General features: G+C 37.8%; 10 protein-coding genes. 2 read left to right on the forward strand and 8 right to left on the reverse strand.

Going from position 1 to position 11647, the window contains the following annotated elements:
* Positions 1–39: 39 nt before the first annotated feature.
* Positions 40–1398 carry an acetamidase/formamidase family protein gene (locus ACFVT8_RS21420; RefSeq protein WP_387085435.1) on the reverse strand — a complete coding sequence of 453 codons (1359 nt, stop codon included), beginning with the start codon at positions 1396–1398 and terminating at the stop codon, positions 40–42.
* 1076 nt (positions 1399–2474) lie between these two features.
* On the opposite strand from ACFVT8_RS21420, the gene ACFVT8_RS21425 reads away from it, so the two are divergent.
* Positions 2475–3197, forward strand: a complete 723-nt coding sequence (locus ACFVT8_RS21425; RefSeq protein WP_387085432.1) for a response regulator transcription factor — start codon at positions 2475–2477, stop codon at positions 3195–3197.
* Positions 3194–4585: a sensor histidine kinase gene (locus ACFVT8_RS21430; protein WP_387085429.1), complete on the forward strand. Its 1392-nt coding sequence runs from the start codon at positions 3194–3196 to the stop codon at positions 4583–4585. Before ACFVT8_RS21425 ends, ACFVT8_RS21430 begins: the two co-directional genes overlap by 4 nt.
* A gap of 27 nt (positions 4586–4612) precedes the next feature.
* On the opposite strand, the gene ACFVT8_RS21435 is transcribed toward ACFVT8_RS21430, so the two are convergent.
* The 7 genes from ACFVT8_RS21435 to ACFVT8_RS21465 all read right to left on the reverse strand — a co-directional run bounded on the left by ACFVT8_RS21435 (position 4613) and on the right by ACFVT8_RS21465 (position 11572).
* A complete protein-coding gene (locus tag ACFVT8_RS21435) occupies positions 4613–4975 on the reverse strand; it encodes a YxeA family protein (protein WP_387085426.1) in 363 nt (120 codons plus the stop codon).
* Between the two features lies 1 nt (position 4976).
* Positions 4977–6848 (reverse strand): ABC transporter permease, encoded by a 1872-nt coding sequence (locus tag ACFVT8_RS21440; RefSeq protein ID WP_387085423.1) that lies wholly within the window; start codon positions 6846–6848, stop codon positions 4977–4979.
* The gene (locus ACFVT8_RS21445; protein ID WP_132363565.1) at positions 6835–7602 is read right to left on the reverse strand and encodes an ABC transporter ATP-binding protein; all 768 of its coding nucleotides are present in this window, start codon (positions 7600–7602) and stop codon (positions 6835–6837) included. The genes ACFVT8_RS21440 and ACFVT8_RS21445 overlap by 14 nt, the downstream gene beginning before the upstream one ends.
* A 424-nt stretch (positions 7603–8026) precedes the next feature.
* Complete coding sequence (locus tag ACFVT8_RS21450) at positions 8027–8500, reverse strand: glutathione peroxidase (RefSeq protein ID WP_387085420.1); 474 nt, start codon at positions 8498–8500, stop codon at positions 8027–8029.
* A gap of 18 nt (positions 8501–8518) precedes the next feature.
* A complete protein-coding gene (locus tag ACFVT8_RS21455) occupies positions 8519–9853 on the reverse strand; it encodes an FAD-dependent oxidoreductase (RefSeq protein ID WP_387085417.1) in 1335 nt (444 codons plus the stop codon).
* A 13-nt stretch (positions 9854–9866) separates the two neighbouring features.
* Positions 9867–11012, reverse strand: a complete 1146-nt coding sequence (locus tag ACFVT8_RS21460) for a VanZ family protein (protein WP_387085414.1) — start codon at positions 11010–11012, stop codon at positions 9867–9869.
* A 272-nt stretch (positions 11013–11284) separates the two neighbouring features.
* Positions 11285–11572, reverse strand: coding sequence for a DUF6509 family protein (locus ACFVT8_RS21465; protein WP_387085411.1), 288 nt, complete (start codon positions 11570–11572; stop codon positions 11285–11287).
* Positions 11573–11647 lie beyond the last annotated feature (75 nt).

The following is an 11647-nucleotide window of genomic DNA, read 5'->3' on the forward strand; positions in this document are numbered from 1 at the left end:
GTTCTAGTTTGCTTTCTTTTCAGGCTTTTAGGTATTCATTTAATCATATTGTTTTTTCACTGGCTTATAAATTTTCGCTTTTTTAAGTACTGTTTTAGGTACTTGGAAGGTTGCTGTTACAACTCCCGGATGACGGCCGATTTCAATCGATCCTGTAATCGTCGCTCGATTCATAACTTCTGGCTCGCTCATCTCAAAAAGCCTTGCAGCACGGCTTATAGCATTAGTTGTTGCCTCATTTAATGATGTTCCAGAGCCAACAATTGATACAGGGAATGCTTCCTCCACTTGTTTAACGCCAAATTCCTCCGCAAGCTCACGTGCACGACGTTTTTCTTCCTTTGTAAAAGGTTTAGCCGTATAAGGTAAATCCTCTGTATTTGGCAATAAAACAGGGCCATCTAAAGCTACTTTTTTCATTACACTTACCTGAAGTTGAACAATACCAGCAACATCCGTTGTATGTCCTGCAATTTCTCCATCCCCTTGCATTGCGTGCATATCACCTATATACACACCGCCACCCGGAACCTTGACTGGACAAATAATTGTTGCACCCTCACGAACACGGCTTATATCCATATGTCCATCTGTACGGTGTGTATCTAATTCAGCCTGCGTAAATGCATACTCATGTGGTGCACCAATTAAAAACGAGCCAAAATCTCCAGCATTATGGGAGTCTGGCATCGCCTTTGAAGGTGTCGTTCCAAGCTGCCCTAAAAACGGTCGCATTCTTGCCATAACACCAATTAAATCACTTGGTGCTAATGCAACTACAGGATTTTGCACAGAATTTTCAGGTGTGCGCATATAATTTTTCGCATCAAGTGCAATACGGCGGGCCCCTTCTCGCCCAACAGTCACACCAATATTGCCTTTATGATCTAACGCCATAGTATAACCATTCGTCATGTTAAAAGGTGATGTTTCTGTATCGCATGTCGAACAGCGAATGGCCCCCCGACCTACCCCTTTGACAACTGTACTAGGATGAAGCTTGCCACAGCCTGGACATTTTACTGATACGAATGGATCCCCAATAAATCGATCCAAAATTGCCTCATCGTGCCCAGATGCTGTTGCTATTGATGTTACCTGTATTGATTTAATCTTGATAACAATGGCATCTCCTACCTCTGCTCCTTCTACAAATACAGGTTTTGTTACTTCATGCCCACCACGAATCGTTGGTGTTAGCATCGGGCCCCAACATCCTGGCGTTGTATTAGCAATAATTGTTCCACCGTCTTTGACAGGTCCTAGCATTTTTTGTTGTGGATCTAAAATACCATCTATGAACTCATTTACGAATAATGTTTCGACGGCTTGCGGCTGCTGTACAAAGTCTTCACTTTGCATTCCTTCTGTCTCTAGCACATGCAATTCGCTTGTCATTTCTTTCGTCACGCTCCTAGTTTTTATTTTATGTATATAGGTTCTTGATCAATTATGCCTCGGCATAATTGCGTCCGGAGGCTTTTAACTTCTTTTCAGCGGATGTTTGTAGCCTGCTGAAAGAAATTAAATTTGATATCAACACTTTATATAAATTTTTGTAGTGAATTGTCGATTGTAAAACTTAATTTCGACATCAAGTTCGATAGTTCCTCCCATTTCGAGGAATATGTTACTAATCGTATGTATTGAATACTCAAATTAGCGTTGAAATCCTTCTTTTTCAGTGAACAAAAATGCACAATTTTCATTCAAGAGAATTGGATCTAGTTACCGAATACATGGAAAATTATGCCGTTTAATTTGTGTGTTTTCAACCATTTATACATAAAAAAAGCACAGACTCGTACAAATGCATTGTAAAAGTCTACACTTTTGTTGTAATAAACGTTCATCTTTTTGTAAGTTTGGGCAGTTTTAGTACTATGAAAATGAGTGTAATCGTCAGTAGGACGGCTAAAACAATATTGGGTGTATTGGGTGGACCAAGAACTGTATGGAGCAATTTATCAAATGTTGGTATCCCTAACCATTTAAATATACCAGGAAGTACCAATATTCCAAATAAGATTCCTAAAATCATCGGTATCCAATGCTTCCTGTCCAATAATTCATCCCCTTTTATTATCCCTCGAATTAGTTAGACAATATTTTTTGAAGCCCTTTATGAATATCATTTAATAATACTAGCACTTTTTGTTTTAACAGAATTTTCAGTTTTATCAAACTCTACATAAAGCTCGATATAATCCCTGCCATCTCGTGAATAATGGCTCTTTTTTTATTTCAAATAATGTCTCAATTCCTTTTTAAAGCAAGTTTCATTTATAATGAGTCACATAAAGTAAAACTTCAATGGCAGGAAAATCTCAAGCTAGCACCTAGTCGGAATGGAAATCAACTCACATTTTAATAAAGAACCTTTTTTGAGAAATAATAATGACCACTGCTTGCTATACACTATTTTTAAAATTCTAATGACGATAAAATAATAAAGAAGAAAGGACGTGTGAACAATGCAAGAACCAACTATTCTAGTGGTGGATGATGAGGCAGATTTAGCTAACCTTCTAAAAGTTAGCCTTCAAAAAGAAGGTTATAAGCAAATTCATACAGCTGGCTCCATTCAAGAAGCTTGGACGAGCTTTCAACAGGCACAACCCGATATTGTACTTCTTGATGTAATGCTTCCTGATGGTGAGGGCTACGATTTATGTCGACGTATTCGAGAAGTATCGCATGTGCCAGTGCTTTTCATGTCAGCGAAAAATGAGGAAATCGATAAAATTTTAGGACTTGCGATCGGAGGCGACGATTATATTACGAAACCTTTTAGTCCTAAAGAGGTTGCCTATCGTGTGAAGGCACAGCTTCGCAGAGCTGGTTATCAAACGCAGGAAGCAGCACCAGTAACTTCCTCGAAGTCAATTCAAGTTGGTCCATTCTTGCTTAATGCGGATGAAACGGAAGTACATAAGGACGGCGTTTTATTGGAGCTAACGGCGAAGGAAATCGGCTTGATGGCTTGCTTTATGAACAATCCTAATCGAATCTTAAGTAAAGAGACTCTGTTTGAGCGTGTATGGGGAGAGGACTTTTTCGGCTCAGACAATACCGTCATGGTGCACATTCGACGTCTACGTGAAAAGGTTGAAAAAGATGCATCAAAACCTATGTACATTACAACTGTAAAAGGGCTTGGCTATAAATTTGTCATTCCAAAAGAGGAGCAAGTATGAAATGGAAATTAACAGCTAGATTCCTTCTGTCTGTGCTGTCCATTGTTATTATTGTTATTTTCTTGAATACAGCCATTTTAATTGGTTTTTTCATTTTCCAACAGGTGAATAAATACGATAATACAACTTCGTATTCAGAGGAAAACTTCGTGCGCGAGTTCCAGCAGTATATTGATATAAATAATGGCACGCCAGCAGTTAACAAGGATGGACTTCAACAATTACATCAGCGAAATGCCTGGATTCAATTACTTGATAATAATGGACAGGTCATTGAAGCCCATTTTGCTCCAAATGAAGCTCCTGCACACTATGCGCCGATTGATTTAATTCAAGTTTATAAATATAAAGAATTCGATGTGGATACAACCGTATATGTGGGAAGTAAAGAAAGTATTAGTTATCTTATCGGCATCGAGGGAAGTGGCGTTACTAGATATGTCACTCATTTTTCTGGCTCATCCGTATTACAGTTTATTGGTAAGTTTGGTTTGCTCATTGTCATTGCTGATTTATTAGTAGCTACACTTGTTGGCTGGCTTTTCGGGCGAACATTGACTAAGCCTTTACATGCAATGATTGAACGTATTCGTCATTTAAAGAATCATGAGCATGTGACTAGTAAAGTGCCAGGTGGAGTGTACAAACCTGTTTTCGAGAATTTAAATGAGGTATCCAGCGAACTAGCTGCACACGAGCAGGAACGCAAACGACTTGAGATGATGCGCGAGGAATGGATTAGTAATGTCTCACACGATATGAAAACACCTCTTGCCTCCATACGTGGTTATGCGGAGCTACTGAATGATGGAAAATCGACTCCTTATGAACAAACAGAATATGCTCAGATTATCGAAAAACAATCATTGCATATGCAAGATTTACTGGACGATTTAAATTTAACTATGCGATTAAGACATCAGCAGCTTCCGCTCAGCTTAAGCGAGGTAAATATGGTGCAATTTATTCGCGAAATCGTTATTGATACACTCAATACACCGCAATATGAGCAGGCCAATATCGAATTTACTGCAACTAACGATGTTATCCAGCATCACATTGATGAGCATTTTATGCGACGAGCAGTGATGAATTTTTTACACAATGCGTTGCTTCATAATCCTTCTGATGTTTTAGTAAATGTTATTGTTGATGATCATTCTATTACGATTTCTGATAACGGTAATGGTATTGCTGAAGAAGATCTTGAACATATTTTTGAGCGCTATTATCGAGGGACAAATACTGAGCAAACACATGGTACTGGGTTAGGTACTGCTATTGCTAGAGATATTATTGAAGCGCACGGTGGAACTGTAACTATTGCCTCTGAAGAACAACAAGGTACAACTGTCAGCATTCAATTACAAGAAGGAAAAAAGGAGTAGCCCGACACCAGGGACTACTCCTTCTTCTTATTTCTTCATTAGCTCCTGTACTTTTGCTGGTAGCTCATGGAATTTTACTTCATCATATGATGTAACTTCCGTTTCTTTTTTTACATAAAGCTTCATGTATGCATCGTGGCGCAAATTTTTCTGAGCTGAAAACTTTAATGTTTGCTCTTTACCGTTTTCATCATAAGCAGGTATCTCGTACCAATACGATTTCATAATTTCTCCACTATCTAACTTATACTCTTTTACTTCACCATCAGTTGTGATATGAACATAGTATGCTTCTTTATTTAAACGGTTAAAATCAACGGTCATCAGAACAATAAGTCCTGCTACGAACAATAAGAACAATGCTCCTATGCCTAAGAAAACCTTTTTCATATTAATTCCCCTGTCTAATAATTTTATAGAATGAACGAACTGTAAAGATATAATATATGCCGTAAATTGCTGAGTACGCAATCATCCACAGTATTACTGGTTTAGTTATATCCATACTAAATAGCTGTGAAAAGGCTAGTAGCGCAAATGCACTATGGACGATGCCGACAACGAGTGGTGCACTAAAGATAACGGCAACCTGCCCTGCAACTGTTTTTAATATTTGTTTTTTGTTAACACCGATTTTATTTAAAATTGCATATTTAGGCTGATCTTCCTCTGCCTCGGTTAAAACTTTGAAGTAAATAATACTTCCTGTCGCTGCTAAAAATACTAATCCTAAAAAGCTTCCTACAAATAATAGTGATCCTACAGTAGCTAAACCAGCCTCATAACTTTGTGGAACACTTGAAAACCCTTCCTGCTGTTCAGTAGATAGTTGATTGTAAATTTCCTTTGAAATAGCCTGTTGCTTCAAGTCATTATCCATACCAACTACCTGCATTTTAACATCTTCTGCAGTTGTTGCAGAGAACACTTTATCATTAACAACGAGGACTGTACCAGCTCCAATATAGTTTAATACACTCTCTGTATACATTTTATCAACATGGAATGATTCCCCGTTCTCCAATTTAAATTCTTCACCCGTAAAATCATGTGAAAAACGTTCATCGAAGCTTGCATCAAGTAAAACTGTTGAACCATTTGCTATGTGTAGTTGTTCTTCATCTTTCCCCTGCAATTTTACTAAACGATTATAGTCGGATTCCTTTAATAATGTATATTCAAAATACGAAAATTCATTATCCACACGTAAATTTTTCACAGAAAGCGATTCGTTGTACAAAACATCTTCTTGAGAAAATTTTACCGTATCACCCTTCCACATAAATGTGTTAGGTAGCATTTGACGTACACTAGCCTCCGCATTGTAGTACATCCCGAATACGCCGCCACCTGCTGTGATCGTTGTCGCACTTAAAATAGCGATGATTGAAAGAGATTTAGCATTTGCTCGAATACGGTACAATAATTGTGATACACCAATTAAATTCAAGCCTTTCCATGACCAAGAAGTTGCTTTTTTCAACGCCGTTAACACAAACACGCTCACACTATGGAATAATAAATATGTCCCTGCAATTGTCATACCTATAACCATTAGTGGAGTACCTAGAATTGTGAAGAATCTCCAAATTTCACTCGTAAAGATATCTGCAGACGCTGTATAATAACCAAATGCAAGTAGCGCTGTCCCAAGAATAGCTGCTATAAATGATGCACGTGGAATTTTCTCTCCTTGCTTCTCAGCATGAAACAGATCAATCAATTTAAATTGATAGATGACACGATAGCCTTGTAAAGATGTAAATAAAAATAGTAGCGCAAAAATTCCTGCTGTATTTATTAGAGCCTCAGTGGAAAATGTTAAACTTCCTACAACCTCAAAGCCCATTAAACGTACTAAAATCATTAATAAACCTTGTGACATAAAGAATCCAAGTACAATTCCTAATACTAGAGAAACAAAACCGATTACTAAATTCTCAAAAAAGAGCATTAAGCCAATTTTCTGCTTACGCACACCTAATAGCGAGTAAAGTGCTACTTCCTTTTTTCGTTTTTTCATAAAAAACGAATTGGAATAAGCCATAAAGATGACGATAAAGAATAATAACACAACAGATGATCCACTCATCAATCCTTTAATTTGCCGTGAAAATTGTTGTGAGGCTAAAATATCATCATTATATTTTAATGTCACAAACGTAAAGTAGATGACGATACTAAAAACCATTGAGGCGATATATAAAAAGTAGTTCGACAAATTGCGTTGAATATTTTTACGCGCTAAACTAAATAACGTCATTTACTCCACCTCCGATGCCAGCAAGCACCTGTAAAATCTCTTGGAAGAATTGCTTTCTTGTTTGAGTACCACGATGAATCTCCTTAGAAAGCTGTCCATCCTGAATAAATAGAATGCGCTGGCAAAAGCTTGCTGCGAATGCATCATGCGTAACCATCATAATAGTGGACGCTTGAGAATTATTTAAATCACTTAAGCTTTCAAGCAAGTCTGTTGCTGATTTTGAATCAAGAGCACCTGTAGGCTCATCCGCAAAAATTAATTTCGGTTCTGTAACTAATGCACGTGATGATGCTGTACGTTGCTTTTGACCACCTGAAATTTGATATGGGTATTTATCGAGTAACTCTTTAATTCCAAACAGTGTAGCTATGCGTTCTACCTTTGCGTTAATTGCCTTTGTTGGCACTTTTGCAATCGCAAGTGGCAGTACGATATTTTCACGAACTGTTAAAGAATCGAGTAGATTATAGTCTTGGAAGATAAAACCTAGATTGTCGCGACGAAAATCTGCTAACTCTGCATCTTTCATGCGCGCTAAGTTTGTATCACCAATAATGATTTCACCAGTCGTTGGTGTATCAATTGTCGCTAACACATTTAGTAGCGTCGATTTCCCAGCCCCTGAAGGCCCCATTACACCAACAAACTCTCCTTTTTCTACTTCAAATGATATATTCGATAGCGCTGTAAATGTATTTGCGCCTTTGCCGTAAGTCTTTTCTACATTTTGTACCTTTAATAATGGCGTCATAAACGCTCACCTCTTCTTTCTGACTTTAGTATACGACCCCAAACTTACAACAAAATTGTCGCAAGCTTACAACAACCTTAAATCGTCATCAAAATGAGGAGGTTGTTTTCCGTTCCGACTGGGCGCTTTGTAGCTGACGCTACGCTTTCGCACAGAGCATAGCTTCCTGGGGGCGTCCGATGAGCCGCTTGGGCCAACACGATGTTGGTCACGAAGGCTAATCACAGGACGTGATGGTTTTAGCCTCCGTTCCTCTATTGCTAATCCCCAAGGAGTCGCCCAGTCTCCACTCCAATCAACCTATCCACATGACATACGTTTTAACAAAATAACCCCAACTTTTGAATTTTATCAACATCTCCACCTGCCAAAGAGCAAAAAAAGGATTCACACACATAAAATGTGCGTGAATCCTCTACCCTTATTATGCTAATACTTTATTAATATCATCCTCAAAGCTACTTGGCTTATCGGCTGATCCATAACGTCCAACAACTTCACCATTACGATTCACAAGGAATTTTGTGAAATTCCACTTTATACTGTTGCCGAGAAAACCTTTTGAATGGGATGTCAAATGCTCAAAAATAGGGTGTGCATCTTTACCATTTACCTTTACTATTTCATGCATCGGGAACGTCACCCCATATGTCAAACGACATTGCGATGCCGCTTCCTCAGCGGTTGCTACCTCTTGCTTAAACTGATTTGATGGGAAGCCAAGAACCACAAGACCTTGACCTTCATATTTTTTATATAGACCTTCTAATTCTTCAAACTGGGGTGTAAAACCACATTTTGAAGCAGTATTAACAATTAGCATTGCCTTGCCCTTATAACGATCTAAGCCATATTCAGTACCATCTTCTAGAGCAACCTGAATGTCGTAAATGCTCATTTCTAATTACCCCCTATGTTATAAACGTGCATTTTTTCTAGCAATCTGCTGTAGAGGATCCCATACACCATTGAATGGAGGCGCGTAGGCTAAATCTAAATCTAGTAAATCTGGTAATGTCATTTTATTGTATAACGCTGTTGCAAACACATCGATCCGTTTATCAACACCTGCAGGTCCAACAATTTGTGCTCCTAAAAGTTTTTGATCTCGTTTACGAACAACAATTTTAATAAACATCCGTTGAGCACCTGGATAATAACCTGCAATATGGCGGGCAGATAATTTAAATGCCTCATATTCAAAGCCTAGCTCTTTAGCATTGCGCTCATTAATACCTGTCGTGGCGATCGTTAAATTGAAAAACTTTAAGATTGAAGTACCTACAATACCACTAAACGGCGCGGATTTTCCTGACATATTGAGTCCCGCTAAACGACCTTGCTTATTAGCTGTCGTGCCAAGAGGTACATAATCTAAGCGCTCTTTTACAATATTAAAATGTGTTGCACAATCTCCCGCAGCGTAAATGTTTTCAACAGATGTCTCTAGATGTCGATTGACGATGACTGCACCATTTTTAGCTAGCGCTATGCCTGTTCCCTCTAAAAATTGTGTATTCGGTTTAATCCCCACAGCCATAATGACTAAATCTGTATCAAATGCGCCATTATCCGTAATAACACGCTCAACACGGTGATTGCCCTCAAACGCCTCTACTTTTGTATTTAGCACAAGCTCGATGTCGTTCTTTTTTGCTTCCTCATGAACATGTTGTGCTAGCTCTTCGTCTAGAATTCTTGCAACATAGCTACCTCGTTGTATCAATCTTACTTTTTTGCCGCAAGCATGTATCGTCTCGGCCATCTCTAGCCCAATATAGCCTGCACCAATAATCGTTACATTTTCTATATCTTGCGTTAAATCAGCTAGTAGATCCTCTAGCTGAGGGATTGTTTTCACCGTGTGTATACCCGTTAACTCTGAGCCCTTCTCCACCGGCATAATAGGATCTGCGCCTGTTGCAATAAGTAACTTATCATAAGGAATTTCAAAAGCTTCACCAGACGACCGCGTTCCAAAAACAAGCTTTTTGTCTACATCAATTCCTTTAACCTCATGACCAACACGAGCATCAATACGATACTTATCACGAAACGTTTCTACATCTCTTGCTATAAGACGCTTTGTCGATGAAATACGCCCATCTACAACATAGGGCAAGCCACACTGCCCATATGAATAAATAAATCCACGTTCTACAGATGTAATCTCTGCTCCTGGTACATTTCGATATATTTCCATTGCTGCTGACATTCCGGCAGCATCTCCTCCGACGATTACGTATTTCATCCAACAATCCCCCTTATTTTTTTCTCGTTGCTAGTAAGCCTGCATAATAGTCCATAAATAAACGGCGTCTGCCTCCACTTATGATGACACGTATTACATGAATAGCAATTACCATCGTTAGAACAAAATTCGCAATAAAGGCTACTAATGTAATGACAATTTGTAGTACATAAAATGGTGAATCCATATCTAATTGAATATGGCCTAAAGTTGTTATCATTTTTGAAGTACATACTACCACGAGAATAGCAACGCAACGGCGCCAAGATTGACTTACAATACTTTTGCCGTTTTCACTGACCATTGTAAAACGCATAAATTTCATCCCTAATGTTGCACCATTTGTAAAGCTTGGAACAACACCAAATAGCAACATATACAAAGCAATTTTCACTAAAAACTCGAACATACCACTATAGCCTGTTATGACATCAACGAAGAATAAAATGAACTGTGCGATAATCAAATCCATTGCTAGTGCTAACAAAATAGATAATGGCTTGACGATATCTTTTTCGACCATTTCTGCTGCTTTAGCCGCTACCTCTTCATGTGAAGGAAACAGCGCCCACACAACAGGAGCTAAAAAGAACCCTAATAGTGCACCAACACTGTTAAGAATTAAATCATCCACATCAAAAATTCGATACGCACAATTAAAAATGCCATAAATCCCTGTAAACTGAGTTACCTCATAAAACAATGTTAGCAAAAAGCTAAATAAAAATGCACGCTTCCAGTACTGTCTTTTTTTAAGAAAATAACGTAAGTATACACCAAAAGGCATGAGCAGTAAGAAATTATAGAATGCCTGATAAAAAGCAGGCTGCTTTGGGATATAAATCCATGTTGATGGATTCGTAAGAACAATCCCACTATCCTTTAAAATATCAGTGACAAATTGAAAAGGATGTAAATTATAATGGACTGTATCTGGGGCTTGTAGAGAGCAAGTATCACGTGTTTCCGGGAAAGGCAGTAAAACTAAGCATAATGCCGATAAAAAGTAAAAAATAAATGAAAACATAATAATGGTTTTGGATACAGATAAGTAGCCATATTTCCGATACGTATAAATTAGCCAAGGTACAAATAGCGCAAAGGATGCGAAAATTGTTATTAAAAAAGCTACCATTATTGAATGTGTATAAACTGACATAGAACACCTCTTCGTTTAAAAATCCCCGTTTTTTATATCTTAAACTTAGTTTAACCCTTGAACACAACACGAAAATTTCACCAATCTTAAATAATCCTTAATTTAAAAATAAGGCAGTCATATTGGCTATAAAGTTAAAATTCCGCTTAAGACTCTCAGGAGACAAACAAGAGTACACCAATGTAACTCGTGCCTGCCCACGGAATGAAAAGCGGAATTTTATCAAATAGAAAAATATTAATTTTTGTTGAAAAGACTTTTACGTGGGCATACTATGCTTTTGCAATTTCCTCTTTGCAGAATGCTAAAATTTCCTCTAGCTCTTCATCCTCTAATGCAAAATCTAAATACTCACCTTCTGCTTTTTCCATAATGAAATAATTTAAAATAAACTGCTCTTCATCTTTTTCAGCAATTAGTACACGAATTTCAATTCCTGCTTCGTGATAAAGCTCATCTTCTTCATCAATATCTACATCTAAAATAAATTCGTAGCGCTTACCTTCAATAATATTTGTTGGGTCTAAAATTTCTTCCATTGAGAATTGTGTAATTTCCATTGTATGATCTCCTTTAAGTTAACCTGTTCTTTTATATATTAAATCAAATTCAGCATGGGTCAACTAGAAAACTCG

It is taken from the genome of Lysinibacillus sp. NPDC058147 (assembly GCF_042884205.1).
Taxonomy (GTDB): Bacteria; Bacillota; Bacilli; order Bacillales_A; family Planococcaceae; genus Lysinibacillus.

Coding starts and splice junctions, on each gene's coding strand:
- ACFVT8_RS21420 (WP_387085435.1), bottom strand. CDS start 1,398: ATGACAAGCGAATTGCATGTGCTAGAGACAGAAGGAATGCAAAGTGAA.
- ACFVT8_RS21425 (WP_387085432.1), top strand. CDS start 2,475: ATGCAAGAACCAACTATTCTAGTGGTGGATGATGAGGCAGATTTAGCT.
- ACFVT8_RS21430 (WP_387085429.1), top strand. CDS start 3,194: ATGAAATGGAAATTAACAGCTAGATTCCTTCTGTCTGTGCTGTCCATT.
- ACFVT8_RS21435 (WP_387085426.1), bottom strand. CDS start 4,975: ATGAAAAAGGTTTTCTTAGGCATAGGAGCATTGTTCTTATTGTTCGTA.
- ACFVT8_RS21440 (WP_387085423.1), bottom strand. CDS start 6,848: ATGACGTTATTTAGTTTAGCGCGTAAAAATATTCAACGCAATTTGTCG.
- ACFVT8_RS21445 (WP_132363565.1), bottom strand. CDS start 7,602: ATGACGCCATTATTAAAGGTACAAAATGTAGAAAAGACTTACGGCAAA.
- ACFVT8_RS21450 (WP_387085420.1), bottom strand. CDS start 8,500: ATGAGCATTTACGACATTCAGGTTGCTCTAGAAGATGGTACTGAATAT.
- ACFVT8_RS21455 (WP_387085417.1), bottom strand. CDS start 9,853: ATGAAATACGTAATCGTCGGAGGAGATGCTGCCGGAATGTCAGCAGCA.
- ACFVT8_RS21460 (WP_387085414.1), bottom strand. CDS start 11,012: ATGTCAGTTTATACACATTCAATAATGGTAGCTTTTTTAATAACAATT.
- ACFVT8_RS21465 (WP_387085411.1), bottom strand. CDS start 11,572: ATGGAAATTACACAATTCTCAATGGAAGAAATTTTAGACCCAACAAAT.